Source organism: Arthrobacter sp. M2012083 (genome assembly GCF_000281065.1).
GTDB lineage: Bacteria > Actinomycetota > Actinomycetes > Actinomycetales > Micrococcaceae > Arthrobacter.
Genome location: NZ_AKKK01000002.1, coordinates 32,286 through 50,604, shown reverse-complemented (window position 1 = coordinate 50,604; position 18,319 = coordinate 32,286). Strand labels below are relative to the sequence as shown.

17 protein-coding genes are annotated in these 18,319 nt (G+C 62.6%); 11 read left to right on the top strand and 6 right to left on the bottom strand.

Features of this window, described 5'->3' with window-relative positions:
* Positions 1-256 precede the first annotated feature (256 nt).
* Positions 257-1,210 (top strand): hypothetical protein, encoded by a 954-nt coding sequence (locus A477_RS0100900; protein WP_017197164.1) that lies wholly within the window; start codon positions 257-259, stop codon positions 1,208-1,210.
* A gap of 113 nt (positions 1,211-1,323) precedes the next feature.
* On the opposite strand, the gene A477_RS0100895 is transcribed toward A477_RS0100900, so the two are convergent.
* The 4 genes from A477_RS0100895 to A477_RS0100880 all read right to left on the bottom strand — a co-directional run bounded on the left by A477_RS0100895 (position 1,324) and on the right by A477_RS0100880 (position 5,333).
* Complete coding sequence (locus tag A477_RS0100895; RefSeq protein ID WP_017197163.1) at positions 1,324-2,118, bottom strand: amino acid ABC transporter ATP-binding protein; 795 nt, start codon at positions 2,116-2,118, stop codon at positions 1,324-1,326.
* A gap of 11 nt (positions 2,119-2,129) precedes the next feature.
* Positions 2,130-2,921: an amino acid ABC transporter permease gene (locus tag A477_RS0100890; protein ID WP_017197162.1), complete on the bottom strand. Its 792-nt coding sequence runs from the start codon at positions 2,919-2,921 to the stop codon at positions 2,130-2,132.
* 100 nt (positions 2,922-3,021) lie between these two features.
* Positions 3,022-3,819, bottom strand: coding sequence for an ABC transporter substrate-binding protein (locus A477_RS0100885; RefSeq protein ID WP_017197161.1), 798 nt, complete (start codon positions 3,817-3,819; stop codon positions 3,022-3,024).
* Between the two features lie 158 nt (positions 3,820-3,977).
* The gene (locus A477_RS0100880) at positions 3,978-5,333 is read right to left on the bottom strand and encodes an isochorismate synthase (protein WP_017197160.1); all 1,356 of its coding nucleotides are present in this window, start codon (positions 5,331-5,333) and stop codon (positions 3,978-3,980) included.
* A gap of 91 nt (positions 5,334-5,424) precedes the next feature.
* Here A477_RS0100880 and A477_RS0100875 point away from each other — a divergent pair, with 91 nt between their 5' ends.
* The 4 genes from A477_RS0100875 (at position 5,425) to A477_RS0100860 (ending at position 10,121) form a co-directional block, all read left to right on the top strand.
* Positions 5,425-6,186 carry a demethylmenaquinone methyltransferase gene (locus tag A477_RS0100875; RefSeq protein ID WP_017197159.1) on the top strand — a complete coding sequence of 254 codons (762 nt, stop codon included), beginning with the start codon at positions 5,425-5,427 and terminating at the stop codon, positions 6,184-6,186.
* A gap of 28 nt (positions 6,187-6,214) precedes the next feature.
* Positions 6,215-7,558, top strand: a complete 1,344-nt coding sequence (locus A477_RS0100870) for a geranylgeranyl reductase family protein (protein WP_017197158.1) — start codon at positions 6,215-6,217, stop codon at positions 7,556-7,558.
* A 9-nt stretch (positions 7,559-7,567) separates the two neighbouring features.
* Positions 7,568-8,671 carry a polyprenyl synthetase family protein gene (locus A477_RS0100865; RefSeq protein WP_017197157.1) on the top strand — a complete coding sequence of 368 codons (1,104 nt, stop codon included), beginning with the start codon at positions 7,568-7,570 and terminating at the stop codon, positions 8,669-8,671.
* 580 nt (positions 8,672-9,251) lie between these two features.
* Positions 9,252-10,121: a type IV toxin-antitoxin system AbiEi family antitoxin domain-containing protein gene (locus A477_RS0100860; protein WP_017197156.1), complete on the top strand. Its 870-nt coding sequence runs from the start codon at positions 9,252-9,254 to the stop codon at positions 10,119-10,121.
* A 173-nt stretch (positions 10,122-10,294) separates the two neighbouring features.
* On the opposite strand, the gene A477_RS0100855 is transcribed toward A477_RS0100860, so the two are convergent.
* Complete coding sequence (locus A477_RS0100855) at positions 10,295-10,720, bottom strand: hypothetical protein (RefSeq protein WP_017197155.1); 426 nt, start codon at positions 10,718-10,720, stop codon at positions 10,295-10,297.
* A 13-nt stretch (positions 10,721-10,733) separates the two neighbouring features.
* Positions 10,734-11,405: a trimeric intracellular cation channel family protein gene (locus A477_RS0100850; RefSeq protein WP_017197154.1), complete on the bottom strand. Its 672-nt coding sequence runs from the start codon at positions 11,403-11,405 to the stop codon at positions 10,734-10,736.
* Between A477_RS0100850 and A477_RS0100845 the strand changes: the two genes are divergently transcribed.
* The 6 genes from A477_RS0100845 (at position 11,406) to mmuM (ending at position 18,230) form a co-directional block, all read left to right on the top strand.
* Entirely contained in the window at positions 11,406-12,173 is a 768-nt protein-coding gene (locus A477_RS0100845; protein ID WP_017197153.1) for a CbiX/SirB N-terminal domain-containing protein, read from the top strand.
* Positions 12,174-12,326: 153 nt separating this feature from the next.
* Positions 12,327-14,069, top strand: coding sequence for a nitrite/sulfite reductase (locus A477_RS0100840; RefSeq protein WP_017197152.1), 1,743 nt, complete (start codon positions 12,327-12,329; stop codon positions 14,067-14,069).
* Positions 14,066-14,818, top strand: a complete 753-nt coding sequence (locus A477_RS0100835) for a phosphoadenylyl-sulfate reductase (protein WP_017197151.1) — start codon at positions 14,066-14,068, stop codon at positions 14,816-14,818. The genes A477_RS0100840 and A477_RS0100835 overlap by 4 nt, the downstream gene beginning before the upstream one ends.
* Entirely contained in the window at positions 14,815-15,774 is a 960-nt protein-coding gene (gene cysD / locus A477_RS0100830) for a sulfate adenylyltransferase subunit CysD (RefSeq protein WP_014922478.1), read from the top strand. The genes A477_RS0100835 and cysD overlap by 4 nt, the downstream gene beginning before the upstream one ends.
* A complete protein-coding gene (locus tag A477_RS0100825; protein ID WP_017197150.1) occupies positions 15,775-17,178 on the top strand; it encodes a sulfate adenylyltransferase subunit 1 in 1,404 nt (467 codons plus the stop codon). It begins immediately after the preceding gene.
* A 98-nt stretch (positions 17,179-17,276) separates the two neighbouring features.
* Positions 17,277-18,230, top strand: coding sequence for a homocysteine S-methyltransferase (mmuM, locus tag A477_RS0100820; RefSeq protein ID WP_017197149.1), 954 nt, complete (start codon positions 17,277-17,279; stop codon positions 18,228-18,230).
* Positions 18,231-18,319: the final 89 nt, after the last annotated feature.

Genomic DNA, 18,319 nt, shown 5'->3' with positions numbered 1-18,319 from the left:
CCGCCTCCTGCGACACCCAAATCCGTTTGCGCCTCCAAGATCGTCGGACGCTGCGCATACAGATCCACGCTGCGCGGATTCGGGTAACCTCCGTGAATTTGGGTGTCGGCTAAGACTTTGGGAGTCGTGAACCCGACTGCCTGGCGTCCGAATCCGGGTGTCATTGGTCCGTCTCCGCAGCGGCGGTGGATCGGGAGTTTCCACATACGGCGGAGAGAGCCTACTCAAGGCAGCGGCAAAGCTGAAGGCTGGTGCTATGCGGAGCCTACCCAAACTGATCCTCGCCAAGGACCTGTCACTCATCGGCGGGGATTCCCGGAAATTGTCAGAGGCAGCCAAGGCCGGAAAGCTCGTGAGAATCAGGCATGGGGTGTACGTCGACGCGCAGAAGTGGGCGCTGCTGGAGAATTGGGATCGCTATGCCCTGAGGGTCGAGGCGGCGGCGGAGACATTCACGTCCGCCACCGTGTTCTCGCACCACTCCGCGGCCAGCATTCATGGCATTCCGACCATCGTCGGACGACAACCCATTCACGCACTCACCTCCTACGCCGGAGGGGGAAGGTCCAGGGCAGGTGTTCGGCGGCACTATGTCCGCGATGGTCCTCAGGAAGCCCAGGAAACGAACGGTTTCCTGGTGACCAGCCGGGTCAGGACGGCATTGGACATCGCAGCCACCGTGCCATTTGCCGAGGCTGTTGTTCCCATGGATTTCCTTTTATCCCTTGGACCTCGCCGCGAACCAGTGACGAGGGATGAGCTGTTGAATGCTATTGATGCCCGGTACTCGAAGGCCGCCGCCAAGCGTGTGGCAGCGGTTGTTCAGTTTGCTGTTAAGAATTCGGGTTCGCCGGGGGAGTCCTACTGCAGGGGACTCATGCATCTCGCCGGTTTCGCTGCTCCCGAGTTGCAGCATGAAGTTCGAACGAAAGTAGGGGTCGTCTATACGGACTATTACTGGAAGGACGCCAGAGTCGTCGGAGAGTTCGATGGCCGCGAAAAGTACATGAAGCCCGAGTACTTGAAGGGACGCACGCCTTCCCAAGCAGTGATCGAAGAAAAGGACCGCGAGAATGCCATTCGCGCCACCGGCCGAGGTGTGTTCCGGTTGGTGTGGAGTGACTTGTCCGTCGGCAAGCTGGAACGCGAGCTTGAGGCAGCCGGGGTTCCCCGCCGCCGTCGTGCTTCATTAGGACACCCAAATTCGTAGGCGAGACGGCAACGGGAGGGGGACACCCGAATATGGGTGTCACCCTCCCGTTTCAGTGGCGCGAACGAAGATGCGTGGCGTCAGTGCGCCAAGCAGCACGTCGAACGAAGGCGTTAGGCTTCTTCGACACCAATGTGCGTGGGGTCGAGGACGCGGCGCAGGAATTCCTTGGTGCGGGGCTGGGTGGGGGCGCTGATGACGTTCTCTGCCGGCCCTTCTTCCACCACAACGCCTGCGTCCATGAAGACCACGCGGTCGGCAACTTCGCGGGCGAAGCCCATCTCGTGCGTGACCACCAACATGGTCATGCCTTCCTGGGCCAGCTTGCGCATGACGGCCAGGACATCGCCCACAGTCTCGGGATCGAGAGCCGACGTGGGCTCATCGAAGAGCATGAGCTGCGGGTCCATGGACAGTGCACGCGCAATGGCGACGCGCTGCTGCTGGCCACCGGAGAGCTGGTCCGGGAAACGGTCGGCGAGGTGTCCCAGGCCAACGCGTTCCAGATTGCGGCGTGCCACCTCCGAAGCCTCGGACTTGGACCGCTTGAGGACCTTGGTCTGGGAGATGGTGCAGTTTTCCAGGACGCTGAGGTGCGGGAAGAGGTTGAAGTGCTGGAACACCATTCCCACGCTCTGACGCATTTTGTTGAGGTCGACGTCGGGGTCGGTGGCTTCAAATGAACCCACGTTGATGGTGCCTGCGTTCGGTTGCTCAAGCAGGTTGACGCAGCGAAGGAGAGTGGACTTGCCTGAGCCGGAAGGTCCGATCAGGCAAACAACCTGGCCCGGTTCCACCGTCAGCGAGATGCCTTTGAGGACCTCGTTGCTGCCGTAGGACTTGCGCAGATCCTTGATATTTACGCCAGCGGCACGAACGGTGGCCGTGCTCCCAGTGGAGTTATTCATGACTGTCCTGCCTATCGCTTGGTCCGCGCGGAGCGGCTTTCGAACTTCCGTGCCAGGAGGCTCAAGGGGATGGTGATGACCAGGTAGAAGGCACCCGCCACGAGCAGCGGCGTGAGTCCGGCACCGAGGCTGGAGATGCCATCACGGCCAAACTTGGTGAGCTCGTACTGGGAGGCTGTGAGGCCCAGGACGTAGATCAGCGAGGAGTCCTTGGTGAGTAGGATGATCTCGTTGGTCAGCGGCGGAAGGACGATCTTGAACGCCTGGGGAATGACGATGGAAACCATCGCCCGCCAGTGCGGCATACCCAGCGAACGGGCGGCTTCCATCTGGCCCTTGGGCACAGCCTGAAGGCCGGCGCGGAGGGTTTCAGCGATGTATGCGGCAGCGACCATACCCAGCGATACCATCACGATGATGTTGACGTCCCACTGGATTCCGAAGGCCAGGGGAACGCCGTAGCCGAACGCGATGAAGACCAGCAGGGCCGGAACGCCGCGGAAGAACTCGATGTAACCGGTGGCGAGCCAGCGGTACAGCGGGAAGGAAGAGAGCTTCATCAGGGCGAGCAGCAGGCCGCCGGACAAGCCCACAATAAAGCCGAGGGCCGTGTAGATGAGAGTGTTCTTGAGGCCCACCAGGAAGATGTCCGGGAACATCGGGCCGATCTTGGCGAAGTTGAAGACACTGGTGCCTACCGTCTTCCAGTCCACGGCAATAATTACGGCGGCCACGGCCACAACAAAAATTCCGGCCTGGACGTACAAACTGACTTTGGCTCGTTGACGTGCAGTCATTGCCATGGGGTTCTCACATTCATGTTGCGCAGGTGGGGCCCCGAAAGGACCTGAACAGATCGTTTCGGGGCCCGCCTGCGTGGATCTCGGGGAGCCCGGGCTCGGACTACTTGGTAGCTTCGCCGAACCAGGTGGTCTCGAACTTCTTCAGGGTGCCGTCGTCGGTGATGCGCTTCAGCGTGGCGTTCACGGCATCCGTCATGGCGGTGTTGCCCTTCTTGATGGAGATGCCCAGCTTCTCGCCCGTTGCGTAGTCTTCAACGCGCTTGAGGTTGGAATCGTCCTTGATGGCGTAGCCGAGGACGGACTGGTTGCCGACGGCGGCGTCGATGGTGCCGGCCTTGAGGGCCTGGACCAGGAGGCCGGAGTCTTCGAACTGCTGGGCGTCGATTCCCTTGTCCTTGGCGTACTGGGCTCCGGTGGTGGCCTGCTGGACGCCCACCTTCTTGCCCTTTGCGCCGTCGAGGTTCTCGATACCGGAGGCGGACGTGGCCACGAGGGTCAGGTCGTCGTCCAGGTAGGGAGTGGAGAAGTCCATGACGTTCTTGCGGACGTCTGTGATGGAGATCGAGGAGATGGAGACGTCGCAACCGGTCAGCGCGGTGCCGGTCTCGATAGCTTCGAAGGAGCTGTCCACCACGTTGAGCTCGGCCTTGACGTCCTTGGCGAGCTCGGCGGCGATGTCCATGTCGAAGCCGACGATCTTGCCGTCCTTCTGGAATTCGAAGGGCTCGTAAGGAACGTCCGAGCAGACCGTGAGCTTACCGGCGTTGATGAGCTTGAGGCCCGACTCCGAGGAGGCGGCGGGGGTGGAGGAACCACCACAGGCGGTCAGGGCCAGGGCGCCGGCTGCCAGGACGGCGGCAATCTTGGTGCCGGACAGAACCGAACGGGAGATCTGCATGTTGTTTACCTTTTGTTGCGGTGGATGCTGAACTGAGTCGGTTTTAGTGTAGCGCCGAACGTGAGATGTGCATCACAGGAAACGAAGTTTCACTATTGGATAACAAGTTTACTCACTTATCAACCACCCCGGCAGCAGCCGTGTCTGGAATCCCGGAATCAGCGCTTGATACCCAGCGCTTCAAGCATTGGTCGGAATTTAGCCCACGTTTCGGCCAATTCGGCCTCCGGCTGCGAGCCTTCAACAATGCCGCAACCCGCGTACAGGCGCACCGTGTTCGCGTCTTCGATGACCGCGCCGCGGAGCGCAATACCCCATTCACCGTTCCCTGCAGCATCCAGCCAACCCACCGGTCCGGCGTACGGGCCGCGGTCCAAATGTTCGAGTTTGCGGATCAGAGCACCAGCTATGAGCGTGGGCGTCCCACAGACCGCCGCCGTGGGATGCAAAGCGTTGATCAGTGCCAGGCAGGTGGGGACGTGTCCCTCGATATCTGCCAGCTCAGCCTTCACGTCCGAGGCCAAATGCCACACATTGGGCAGCTCCAGAATGAACGGTTCGCTGTGGGAATTCATCGCCTCCGAGAAAGGAGCCAGCTGACGTGTCAGCGAATCGATGGCGATTTCGTGTTCGTGCCGCTGCTTTTCCGAACCGGCCAAAACCCGTTCAGCGTATTCCATGGGGGAGCCGTCCATGCCGTCGGCATCCCGGCGATCCAAGGTTCCTGCCAGCACACGGGCCTGTGCGGTGCGGCCCTCCACCTGAATCAGCATCTCCGGCGTAGCACCCACAAGTCCGTCCACGCCGTAGGTCCAACATTCGCGATACCTCGCCGCAAGCTGACGAAGCACCTCCGCGGCGTTCACTCCCCCGGGGAGGTTGGCCACGACGTCGCGAGCCAGCACAAGCTTCTCGAGCTTCCCGGCGCGAATCTCCTCCACACCATTGGCAACGGCCTGCATCCAAGCGGCCTCACTCAGGGAACCGCGGCTGAGGTATCCAGCGGAACCGTCCCCAGCAACAGCCTCCGGTGAGAGTCCGACGTCGGATCCTCCTGCCGCCGAGTCGTCGCCGTTTGGCTCCGGCTCAGTGAGCCAGCGGTCCACTGAGGCGAGGACGCCCGCTTCGGTGAGGGGGCCGTCGTCGAACGTCAACTGGGTGGCCCAGGCGCGGCCGTCGCGGATGCCAACCACCAGCTCGGGAAGAATCAGGCGGGAAACGTGCGGAGAGGTTTTGGAGAAGGCGAACGAGCCGAAAGCCACAGGGCCCGTGCCCGGGACCTCAACGTGGTCCGTGATTTCCGCCTCAAGAATGAGGTGCCGCCACCAAATATCGGCCTCGAGGAATCTCTCGGGACCTGTGGCATTGAAGCGCGTCAGCTCGCCATAGCCCACCAGGCCGGCCTCGCGGCGAGACCAGCAAAGGACGTCGTCCCGCACCAGAAACGACGGCAGCCCCCCGGAGGATGATTCAACATCGAGGGGGACTGTCAAGGTACGGAGCGTGCTCGTCATGATGGAACAACAGTACTCCCGCGCGCAGCCAGAATCTGAGCCGACTTCTACAGCGCAGCAAAGTCGGTTGAATGTCTGAGACAATTACAGGGTGAACCGAGCATCCTTGGAAAAGCGTCCGGACGAAGTTGCGACGATGTTTGATGATGTCGCCCCAAAATACGACGTCGTCAATGATGTCCTGTCCATGGGGCAGACGCGGCGTTGGCGGCGGATCGTGGTTGACGCCATGGATGTGAAGGTAGGCCAGAAGGTCCTTGACCTCGCTGCCGGCACAGGAACTTCCAGCGAACCCTACGCTGATGCAGGCGTGGATGTAGTGGCCTGCGACTTCTCCCTGGGCATGCTCAAAGTGGGCAAGCGCCGCCGCCCGGACATCGACTTCATCGCCGGTGACGCCACCAACCTGCCGTTCGCCGACAACAGCTTCGACGCTTCCACCATTTCCTTCGGCCTCCGCAACGTGGTGGAGCCCCGCAAGGCCCTCGAGGAAATGCTGCGCGTCACCAAACCCGGCGGCCGCCTGGTCATCGCCGAATTCTCCCACCCCGTGGTGCCGCTGTGGCGCAACCTCTACACCGAGTACCTGATGCGCGCGCTCCCGGCCATCGCCACCAAAGTCTCCTCCAACCCGGATGCCTACGTGTACCTCGCCGAGTCCATTCGTGCCTGGCCGGACCAGGACCACTTGGCCCAGTGGCTCAGTGATGCAGGCTGGACGGACATCACGTACCGCAATCTCAGCGGCGGCATCGTTGCTGTCCACCGTGCACAGAAGCCCGGCGAGCACCGCGAAAGTGTTCCCGTGGCAAAGCTCCGCCGCCAGATCAAGCCGCGCCACCAGGCCGGCTAACCAGCACTGCCTGTTGAATTAGGACGTCGTGAAAGTACTGATTGTTGGCGCGGGCCCGGCAGGGTCCACCGCCGCGTATTACCTCGCCCAGTCGGGCATCGATGTCACGGTGCTGGAGAAAACTTCGTTTCCCCGTGAAAAGGTGTGCGGCGACGGCCTGACTCCGCGCGCCGTCCGCGAGATTCAGAAGCTCGGACTGCCCCACGCGGTCTCCGAAGGGTGGCGGCGCAACAAGGGCCTCCGTCTTATTGCCGGTGGTCGCACCATTGAACTTCCATGGCCGGAAGTAGCTGACTTTCCCACGTACGGCCTGATCAGGACCAGGCTCGGTTTCGACGAGGACCTGGCCCGTCACGCTCAGTCCGCGGGCGCCGTCGTGCTTGAACGCCACAGCGTCACCTCCGCGTTGACGGCGGAGGACGGTCGCGTGATCGGTGCCCGGGCCTCCATCCTGGACGAGTCCGGACGCAAGACGGGCGAAACGCGCGACTTCCATGCCGACGTCGTCCTCGCCGCTGACGGAAACTCGACGCGGACCGCGGTGTCTCTGGGAATGCACAAGCGGGACGACCGACCGCTTGGCGTCGCGGTGCGCACCTACTTCACCTCGCCAAGGCACGACGACGACTGGATGGAAGGCTGGCTGGAACTTCCCGGCAAGTCCGGTAAGCCGCTGCCCGGTTACGGATGGGTGTTTGGTGTTGGCGACGGCACGTCCAACGTAGGGCTCGGCATCCTGAACTCGTCCAAGGAATTCGGCAAGCTCGATTACAAGCAAGTTCTCCGCGAATGGACCGCCGGGATGCCCTCCGAGTGGGGCTTCACGCCGGAAAACCAGGTGGGGGAGATCCGCGGTGCCGCGCTGCCCATGGGCTTCAACCGCACGCCGCACTACTCACCCGGGCTGCTCCTGCTGGGCGACGCCGGCGGCATGGTGTCCCCGTTCAACGGCGAAGGCATTTCCTACGCGATGGAATCGGCCCGGTTCGCGGCCGAGTTCTTGATTGACGCTTCTTCGCGGTCGGCTTCCGCCGGTTGGTCCACGCACGACGCCGATGCCCACCTTTCGCGGTACGCGGACTACGTGCGGGACCAGTGGGGATCGCATTTCACGCTTGGCCGGATGTTTGCGTCATTGATCGGAAAGCCCGCGGTGATGAAGCTTGCACTGCGCACGGGCATGCCAATTCCTGTGCTCATGCGCTTCGTGGTGCGAATGCTCGCAAACCTCACGGATCCGTCCGCGAAGGGCTTCGAGGACCGCGTGATCCGGGTCCTCGAGATGCTGGTTCCGGCTACGTCCAACACTTCCTCTGCCAGCGCCCTTACGCCGGCAGGCACCGACTCCGCGGTTTCCGCAACAACTAGTTAGGGTTAACCCGTGACGAACTCTGCCGAACACAGCTGGACGCATGCCGGGCACGGCTTGCCGCAGACTGTTGAGCCTGCACCCAATACCACCGCGATCGCAACGGGGCTCCAGCTGCCCGCCGGATTCGCCGCCATTGCGGGCGATGCCGAGCTCGGCCCTGCCATCACCACCAACCTTGCCCGAGTGGAGAAGAAGCTCCGCGAAGCTATTTCCAACTCGGACCCATTGGCTGACGCGACGTCGCGCCACCTGGTGGAAGCCGGCGGAAAGCGCATCCGTCCGCTGCTCACTCTGCTGTGCGCCCACCTCGGCGATGCTTCACGTCCTGAGGTTGTCCAGGCCGCTGTTGTGGTTGAACTGACGCACCTTGCCACGCTCTACCACGACGACGTGATGGACTCAGCTCCCTTCCGCCGTGGTGCTCCCACCGCCCACGAAGTATGGGGCAACTCGGTGGCCATCCTTACCGGCGACCTCATCTTCGCCCGCGCCTCCATCTTGGTGTCCGAGCTCGGTTCGCGTGCCCTTGGCATTCAGGCCCGCACGTTTGAGCGCTTGTGCCTGGGTCAGCTCCACGAAACGGTGGGACCGCGTGAAGACGAAGATCCTGTAGAGCACTACCTGTCCGTCATTGCTGACAAGACCGGCTCATTGGTAGCGGCGTCCGGCCAGCTCGGCGCGATCTTCGCCGGTGCCGACGAGTCCTTCGAGGACCTTTTGGTGGAGTACGGCGAGAAGGTCGGCGTCGCCTTCCAGCTCGCCGACGACGTCATCGATGTCACCGGTGTGAAGGTCAAGTCCGGAAAGTCCCCGGGCACCGACCTCCGCGAAGGTGTTCCCACCTTGCCGGTCCTGCTGCTTCGCCGTGATGCTGCCGCCGGCGATGCTTCCGCCAGTGCCTTGCTGGAACTGGTGGACGGCGACTTGTCCTCGGACTCGGCTTTGGCTGAGGTTGTTGCCGGTCTGCGCGAGCATCCCGTCACCGAGGAGTCCTGGAAGATCGCCCGCCAGTGGTCCGCCGAGGCAGTTGCCGCCCTGGCCCCGTTGCCCGAGGGCGTTGTGAAGGCCTCGCTGACCAACTTTGCCCACGCAGTGGTGGACCGCAGCAGCTAGTTTTCTCTTACTTTTAGTGGCGTCCGGACTTTTCATAGGCCGGGCGCCTGCTTTTTGTTCCCCGCATTTTGGGCCGAGGCTTTGGTGGACCTGGTACCTTCACCACCCACTTTGAGCCTGCGAGGGTGGTGACACGCCGGTGGTTGCTGTGTGTTGTGCCGTCGGTGGAATCAAAGTGGGTGGTGGCCGTACGCGCCCAAATTTGAAGTCTCCTGGAAAAACGGAATGGCCCCGGCTCGCTGCAACGTTACGAGTCATACGCTGCACCGAACCGGGACCACAATCTCCGTTCGCATCAGACCCACCGGAGGCATTTAGTGGATCCGTGAAAAGCTTATGACAATCCTGTCATATATGCAACTCCCCGCGTCAATGGTTTTCTCAGTCCTGCAGCGCAATTTACAGCCAAGCGCTGATCCTTCACCACCAACTTTGGATTTTGGAAGTGGGGGACTCGCCGGGCACGGGGTGTGTCGCGACATCAGGGCCGCCAAACCAGGTGGTGGAGGGGCGCCGCAGTTATCCACATAGGGGACGTTGCGGCCATCGCCGAGTCCCCACCGAACCTCAGCATGGCTATATGGACCTCGACAATTTCCTCCGAAGCCGGCGCGGAGCAGCAACCACGTCCACCCTGATGGCTGCGGGTTTTAGTCGCCGCATTCTCACGAAGGCAGTGAGGGACGGAGTAGTCGATCGCCTTCATCGCGGCGTCTACACGTCCCGGGTATCAGACCCCGACGTCGTTGCAGCCTTTCGAGCAGGCGGCTTACTTACCTGCATCTCTGCAGCCCGCTTCCATGGTCTCTGGACCCTCGGAGGCGCAGGGGCTCTCCATCTGAGCTGCAGCACGGGCCAAGCGAGACGCGGTGTAGTCCAGCACGGTGCCTGCCTACACCCCCGCCACTCGTATCTACCCCTAGCGGGAGTGGCTGATGTCCTGATCCATGCCCTCCGGTGTTTGCCTGAACTGGAAGCGCTCGTCATGGTGCAGAGTGCGGTCAGTCAAGCGCTCCTGTCCAAGGATTTCCTGAGGTCAAGGCTTCCAGGCAACAGGAATGGCAAAGTGCGGGAAATCCTGGATCTGGTTCTGCCTCGGGCCGACTCACTCCTGGAAGTACTCGCGCACACCCATTTCACCAGGGCCGGTCTTAGGGTCCAGATGCACGTGGACGTCCCGGGCGTTGGGGAAGTGGACTGCCTGATCAACGAATGCCTGATCGTTGAACTCGACGGCGGCACTCACCTTGAGGGAAAACAGGTCAAGAAGGATCAGTATAGGAACAACGCAGGCATGCGCAGAGGGCTATTGACCCTCCGCTACTACTACGTCGACGTCGTTCATCACCCAGGCAGGATGGTCGCCGAAGTCATGGCGGTCCTGTTCAACAGGGAACTTGGCCGCTACGCGCCGGCGAGGTACGCGCCTGGGTGGGTCCCGCCGTCGTGAGTTTGCTTGTCCCGCCACCACCTACTTTGACCCTAATTTTATGGCGACACACCTCCGAAGCGGCATGTCAGGGTGGTGCCAAAAGCAAAGTGGGTGGTGGCCGCACAGGCCGCAAAAGCAAAACAGCCCCCGCCCTGGCCGAAGGTCAGGAAGGGGGCTGTTATACAGCGTGGTTAGTCTTCGTCGTCGTTGAATGCCCACTCGAACATGTCGAACACGAACTCCGAGAACGTGCCCTCTTCGCTCTTCCACTGGCCGCGGGCGTTGTTGCGGCGCCAGACGATGGGGTCCGGGATGCTGAGGTCGGCGGTGCGGAAGCCCCAGGTGAACTGTTCCTCCTCGTCCTCAAGGAACATGAGGAAGCCTTCGTCGTCCACCTCGAGTTCCTCGGGGTCCCAGAAGTAGTGGTAGGCCTCCATGAGGTCCTCGCAGCCGCCGATTGCGAGGTAGAACTCGCGCAGAACCAGCGGGATGGTGAAGGAGTGATCGGCGAGGGCGTCGTCCAGTTCGGTGGGCGTGAGGCCATCTTCTTCCTGCCATTCATCCTCGAGATACTTTGGGACCAGCGCGCGGAACTTCTCGAGGAACATGTCAGTCATGCTCTTATCCTAGCTAATCCCGGGCACCGGAAATTGCGCCCCCACCGGTGCCTGCGCGATGCCAACCACGCACAGCCAGGGGCACATACCAGCCGCGGCGCCAGGCGGTTACCCGGAAAGCGAAAACAACACCGGCGATGACACAGGCGGTAAGCCCGCTGAACAGGCCAAGGTGCCACATCAACGTGGTCAAACCGGCGCCCACGAAGGCAGGTAGTGCGTAGATATCGCGGTTGTTGAACAGGGTGGGGACTTCGTTGGCGGTGATGTCACGGAGCAGCCCCCCGCCCACTCCCGTGGTGACTCCAAGAAGGATCGCAGCCACCGGGTTCATGCCGGCACTGATGGCCTTCAGGGTGCCGGTAATGCAAAACAACGCCAATCCGCCGGCGTCGAACAGCGTCAGAAGGGACGTGAAACGCTGCACCGACGAGAAAAGGTAGTAAACCAGCAGGGCAGCCAGCACGGGTGGGGCCAGGTAGGCAGGATTCGTGAAGGCGATCGGGGGGCCTGCGTCGATCACGATGTCGCGGATCACGCCACCGCCCAGCGCCGCGATGGAAGCGAGCAGCACCGAACCAACAAAGTCGAACTGCTTCCGGGCGGCCAACAACGAGCCCGATACAGCAAAAAAGAACACGCCGATGAGGTCAAGCCAAAGAAGAACAATGTCAAAGGAAATCAAGTGGACTGGTTCTTTCTTAACGTGCTTCACAACAGGTGCGGGCTCAACGTTACGCTAGCTCCCATGAACAGCCCCGTTTTGATCGCTTGCGCCCATGGAACCCGCAACGCCGAAGGCCAGGCTGCCATCCGACGCGTCATGGCAGAAATTGAAACTCTGCGGCCCGGTTTGCGCGTGGTTGAGGCGTACGTTGACGTTCAGGAACCCGAGTTGGGCGGCGTGGTGGAAGGCCTGCCCGAGGGGACTGCGGCCGTCGTCGTACCGCTTTTGCTCTCCACTGGCTTCCACATCAAGGTGGACGTGCCCAAGGCCATCAAGAGCCGGCCCGAGGTAGTGGCCGCGAGGCCGTTGGGTCCGGATCCCCGTCTGGCTGAGTTGTTGGCCACGCACCTGCGTGCGGCTGGCCTGACCGAGAACGACGGCGTGCTGTTGGCTGCCGCGGGATCGTCCCTTCCGGACGGGTCCGTTGATTCGGAAGAGCAAGCGCGACTCCTCGGTGAGCTGCTGCCCAACAAGGTCCGGGTCGCCTATGGCGCCAGCGCCCAGCCGACAGTGCCCGACGGCGTCGCCTCCTTACGTGCGGAACTCGCCGCCGACGGTGGGACTGGCAGGGTCTTCATTGCCTCATACCTGCTTGCAACCGGCTATTTCCACGACCAGCTGGCTAAGGCCGGCGCGGACATTGTTGCGGCTCCGTTGCTGCCATCGAAGGTGCTCGCCGAGATCGCGCTGGAAAGATACGACGCAGTGTTGGAAAGGCTCTCCTAACCTCTATTCGCGCGGAAAAGGGACAAAATGGATCTGCACAAAACAGGTCCTCGGGACAAGGCCGCTGGCGTGTTCGTGACGAAATGTTTCCCTAGGTGACTTCGCGTTTCCGGACCTTTGCTGGCGAAAACTGGCCAGACCTACAGTCGATGTATGACAGATACAGCTGTAGCCGGTGCGTCCTCGGACACCGCAGTCCCCTCGCGTCCGGCGCGCAACCGCCCTGCCGCCAAGCCCCACGGCCAGTGGAAGGTTGACGGCACCGCCCCACTCAATGCCAACGAAACCTGGAAGCAGGAAGACAACGGGCTGAACGTCCGTGAGCGGATTGAGTCTGTCTACTCCAAAGAGGGCTTCGATTCGATCGACGGGACTGACCTTCACGGCCGCTTCCGGTGGTGGGGCCTCTACACCCAGCGCAAGCCCGGGATCGACGGCGGCAAGACGGCAACGCTTGAACCGCACGAGCTCGAAGACAAGTACTTCATGCTGCGCGTTCGAATCGACGGCGGAGCGCTGACCACAGAGCAGCTTCGCGTCATCGGGCAGATTTCCGTGGACTTCGCCCGCGGCTCGGCCGACCTCACGGATCGCCAGAACATCCAGCTGCACTGGATCCGCGTTGAGGATGTGCCGGAGATCTGGCGCCGCCTTGAAGGCATTGGCCTTTCCACCACCGAGGCCTGCGGCGACGTTCCCCGTGTCATCCTCGGTTCCCCGGTTGCGGGCATCGCCAAGGACGAGATCATCGATCCCACGCCGCTCATCCACGAGCTCGCCGAACGTTTCATCGGCGACCCCGAGTTGGCCAACCTGCCGCGCAAATACAAGACCGCCATCACGGGCCACCCGTCCCAGGACGTGGTGCACGAGATCAACGACTTCGCCCTGGTGGGCGTCGTCCACCCCGAACTCGGCGTCGGCTACGATCTCTGGGTTGGCGGCGGCTTGTCCACCAACCCGCGCCTGGCCGAACGCCTTGGCGTGTTCGTGTCGGCTGACGTTGCCGCTGAGGTATGGCTGGGCGTCACCAGCATCTTCCGCGACTACGGTTACCGCCGCATGCGCACCAAGGCCCGCCTGAAGTTCCTCATGAATGACTGGGGCCCTGCCAAGTTCCGCCAGATCCTCGAGGACGAGTACCTCGGCTTCAAGCTTCCCGACGGCCCTGCCGCTCCCAAGCCCACAGCTCCCGGCGATCACATCGGCGTTCACGAGCAGAAGGACGGGAAGTTCTTCATCGGCGTGACTCCCACTGTGGGCCGCACGTCCGGCGAGGCACTTGTCAGCCTGGCGGACACCTTGGAGAAGCACGGCAGCTACCGGCTCCGCACTACTCCTCACCAGAAGCTGGTCATCCTGGACGTGGCCAAGGAGCAGGTTGAGCCGCTCATCGCAGAGCTGGACACGTTGGGCCTTTCCGCCCGTCCGTCCGTGTTCCGCCGTGGCACCATCGCTTGCACGGGCATCGAGTTCTGCAAGCTGGCCATCGTCGAAACCAAGGTCACGGCAGCTACGGCCATCGCTGAGCTGGAGCGCCGTTTGGCCGACCTCGTGGAAACCAAGCAGCTGCCCTCGGCACTGTCCCTCCACATCAACGGCTGCCCGAACTCCTGCGCACGTATCCAGACGGCCGATATCGGCCTGAAGGGCATGATGTTGCCAACGCCCGACGGCGACCCCACCCCGGGTTTCCAGGTCCACCTTGGTGGCGGGCTGGCTAACAACGAGCGCGAGGAAGCCGGTTTGGGTCGGACCGTCCGCGGCCTCAAGGTCACGGTGGAAGACCTGCCCGATTACGTGGAGCGTGTGGTCCGCAAGTTCGTCGCCGTGGGCGCCGAGGGCCAGACCTTCGCGGAGTGGGCGCACTCGGCAGATGAAGGAGATCTCCAATGACAGATCCCGTCACCATAACCAACCTCGCGAGTGCAGCAGCCCGCCCGGCGCTGCGCTCCCATGAAGAGCTCAAGGCCTTGGCAGAGCAAGGCGCCGCTGAGCTCGGCTGGAACGCCCCGGCTCGCGATGTCATCGCCTGGGTGGCCCGCAACTTCGAGCTGCCCACGGTAACGGTCGCCTGCTCCATGGCCGACGCCGTCCTGCCGGCTTTGGTCGCGGACCAGCTTCCCGGCGTCGACGTCTTGTTCCTGGAGACTGGCTACCACTTCAAGGAAACTTACGAGACGCGCGACGAAGTCGCAGCGAACCTGCGCGTCAACGTGGTGGACGTTCTTCCGGAGACCACCGTGGAACAGCAGGATCGCTTGCTCGGCAAAGACCTGTTCGCCCGGGACCCCGCACAGTGCTGCGCGCTGCGAAAGGTGCAGCCACTGCGCCGCTCGCTTGCCGGCTATGAGGTGTGGTTTACCGGTGTCCGCCGTGACGAGGGTCCCACCCGCACCAACACGCCGGTGATCACCTGGGACGAGGGTTTCGGCCTGGTCAAGGTGAACCCGATGGTCGACTGGACCTTCGATCAGTTGATCGAGTACTCCGAGGACAACATCCTTCCCGTCAACCCCCTCCTGAGCCAGGGCTACCCGTCCATCGGCTGCCAGCCCTGCACCCGCAAAGTGGCCCCGGGTGAAGACCCCCGCGCCGGCCGCTGGGCAGGATCCGACAAGACAGAATGCGGACTACACACATGAGCACGTACACAACAGAGGAGTCCACGGTGGAAGTTGCAGCGGCAGTCGACGCCCCCTCAGCTGAGCGCCTGAGCTCACTGGACACCCTTGAGTCCGAAGCGATCCACATCATCCGTGAGGTTGTTGCCGAGTTCGAGAAGCCTGCGCTGCTGTTCTCCGGCGGCAAGGATTCCGTGGTCATGCTGCACCTGGCTACCAAAGCGTTCTGGCCGGGCAAGGTTCCCTTCCCCGTCCTGCACGTGGACACGGGCCACAACTTCCCGGAGGTCATCGACTTCCGCGACCGCACGGTTGAGCGCCTTGGCCTGAAGCTCGTTGTCGGTTCCGTACAGGAGTTCATCGACCGCGGCGAACTGGCCGAGCGTGCCGACGGTACCCGCAATCCGCTGCAGACCGTCCCGCTGTTGGACGCCATCCAGCGCAACAAGTTCGACGCCGTGTTCGGTGGGGGCCGCCGTGATGAGGACAAGGCCCGCGCCAAGGAGCGGATCCTCAGCCTGCGCGACGAGTTCGGCCAGTGGGATCCGCGCAACCAGCGCCCCGAGTTGTGGAACCTGTACAACGGCCGCCACACGGTGGGCCAGCACGTCCGTGCGTTCCCCATCAGCAACTGGACCGAGCTGGACATCTGGCGCTACATCGAGCGCGAGAACATCGAGCTCCCCAGCCTGTACTACGCCCACGAGCGCGAAGTCTTCGCTCGCGACGGTATGTGGCGTGCTGTGGGCGAGGTTTCCCAGCCGCTGCCCAACGAGGACGTCATCACCAAGCTGGTGCGCTACCGCACTGTGGGCGATATGTCCTGCACCGGTGCCGTCGAGTCCGACGCCCGCACCGTGGCCGACGTCGTTGTTGAAGTCGCTGCCTCCACCCTGACCGAACGTGGCGCCACCCGAGCAGATGACCGCATCTCCGAGGCAGCCATGGAAGACCGCAAGAAGGACGGCTACTTCTAAATGAGCACCGAAACACTCGCTTCCGGGCTGGAAACAGCCCTGCCCACAACCCTTTTCCGTTTCGCTACCGCGGGATCGGTGGACGACGGCAAGTCCACTTTGGTGGGCCGCCTCCTTCACGATTCCAAGGCGATTCTTGCTGACACGCTCGACGCCGTTGCCCGCACCTCCGCAGACCGCGGCTTCGGCGGAGAAAAGGGCGGGATTGACCTAGCCCTCCTGACCGACGGACTGCGTGCCGAGCGCGAGCAGGGCATCACCATCGATGTCGCTTACCGCTACTTCGCCACCGACCGCCGCAGCTTCATCCTGGCTGACTGCCCCGGCCACGTTCAGTACACCAAGAACACGGTGACCGGCGCGTCCACTGCTGATGCCGTCGTCGTACTTATTGACGCCCGCAAGGGTGTGCTGGAGCAGACCCGCCGGCACTTGTCCGTGTTGCAGCTCCTGCGCGTTGCCCACGTGATTGTGGCTGTGAACAAGATCGACCTGGTGGACTTCAGCGAGCAGGTGTTCCGCGACATCGAAGCCGACGTGCAGAAGGTTGCGCGTGAGCTTGGTCTGGGTTCCGATGGCGTTGCTGATCTTCTGGTGGTTCCCGTTTCGGCCCTTGACGGCGACAACGTGGTGGACCGCTCGGAGCGCACTCCTTGGTACACCGGTCCTGCGCTGCTTGAGGTTCTCGAAACCCTCCCGGCTGCTGATGAGCTCGAAGCCGAACTGGAGAGCTTCCGCTTCCCGGTTCAGCTGGTGATCCGTCCCCAGGGTGCCTTGGCTCCGGATGCTGTTGCTGCCGGGCTCGATGTGGAGGCCTACCGCGATTACCGTGCTTACGCCGGCCAGATCACTGAGGGCTCGGTGAAGCTCGGCGACGAGGTTTCCGTCATCAGCCCGGGCCATGAGCCGCGCACCACCACGGTGATCGGCATCGACTTCGCCGGACAGTCGCTGGAGGAGGCTGCTGCACCGCAATCAGTGGCTATCCGGTTGGCCGACGAAATCGACATCGCCCGTGGTGACACCATTGCCGCTGCCGGTACGGTCCGCGAAAGCACTGCCGACCTGTACGCGTCGCTGGCATGGCTCTCTCCCAAGCCGCTGCGTGAAGGCCAGAAGGTCTTGGTGAAGCACGGTACGCGCACGGTCCAAGCCTTGGTCCGCAACGTCACCGGCAAGTTGGACCTGGCCACGTTCAACGTGGAGCCGGCGTCCAACCTCGAACTCAACGACATCGGACACGCGCAGCTCCGGCTGTCCGCTCCGTTGCCGCTGGAGAACTACCTGCACCACCGCCGCACCGGCGCGTTCCTGGTGATCGACCCCATCGACGGCAACACCCTTGCCGCCGGTTTGGTCAAGGACCACCCGGGCGACCACGAAGACGAACGTTACGTCATCTAGGGTCATACGTCGTCACAAAACCGCAGCTTGTTCGCGACTCCTCACGTTGTACGGCGGGAATTTCGAACAGGCTGCGGTTTTCTTTTTGGGAAGGACCCATGCCTCAGAACACCACGCTCAGCACTTATTTGGCCTCCGGTAGGGACTTGGTCCTGGACGGCGCCTTGGCCACGGAACTGGAGGCTCACGGCTGCAACTTGGAGGACGCATTGTGGTCGGCCAAGGTCCTGCTGGAGCAACCGCACCTGATCAAGCAGGTGCACCGTGACTACTTCGACGCCGGTGCCTCCGTTGCCATTACGGCCAGCTACCAAGCGACGCCACAGGGATTTGCGCGGCGTGGGTTATCGGTTGATGAGTCCTTGGAACTGGTGGCGTTGAGTGTCCGGTTGGCCGATGAAGCCCGCCAGGAAGCCTTGGCGAAGGGCTCTGCGCGTCGGCCGCTTTTGGTGGCCGGATCCGTGGGTCCCTACGGCGCGTACCTCGCTGACGGCTCTGAGTATCGGGGCGATTACACGCTTTCCGCCGCGGAGTTCCGGGACTTCCACCTGCCCCGCATTGCCGCTCTCGTGGAAGCCGGCGCGGATTTCCTGGCGTGCGAGACGCTGCCGTCGTACGCCGAAGCGGAGGCGCTGTTGGCGCTCGTAGCGGAGTTCGACGTCGAATCCTGGTTTACTTTCACGCTGCGGGACAGCGGGCACATCAGTGACGGAACGCCGATAGCGGACGTGGCTGCCCTGCTCAGCGCGGAACCGCGGGTGGCCGCCGTCGGCTTCAATTGTGTTCCGCTGGAGCTGGTGACGGACGCGCTTGGCACCTTGCATCAGGCCTCGAACAAGCCGCTGGTCGCCTACCCGAATTCGGGGGAGACCTATGATGCCGTAACCAAAACATGGGGTCCGTCGGAAGGCGTTCGGGGCAACGGAACCTTGGCCGGCAACGCTGCTGAATGGCAGGACCGGGGCGCCCGTCTCATCGGTGGCTGCTGCCGCACAACTCCGCGCGACATTGAAGGCCTTGCAGCGAATATGACGCCACGTGAACCCGCGTGAACCTTGATTTCTACGGGATTGAAGCCGAAATATGACAGTCCCTACTGTGAAGGCATGACCTCTCCGGAATGGTCCTTGCTTGCCCTCGA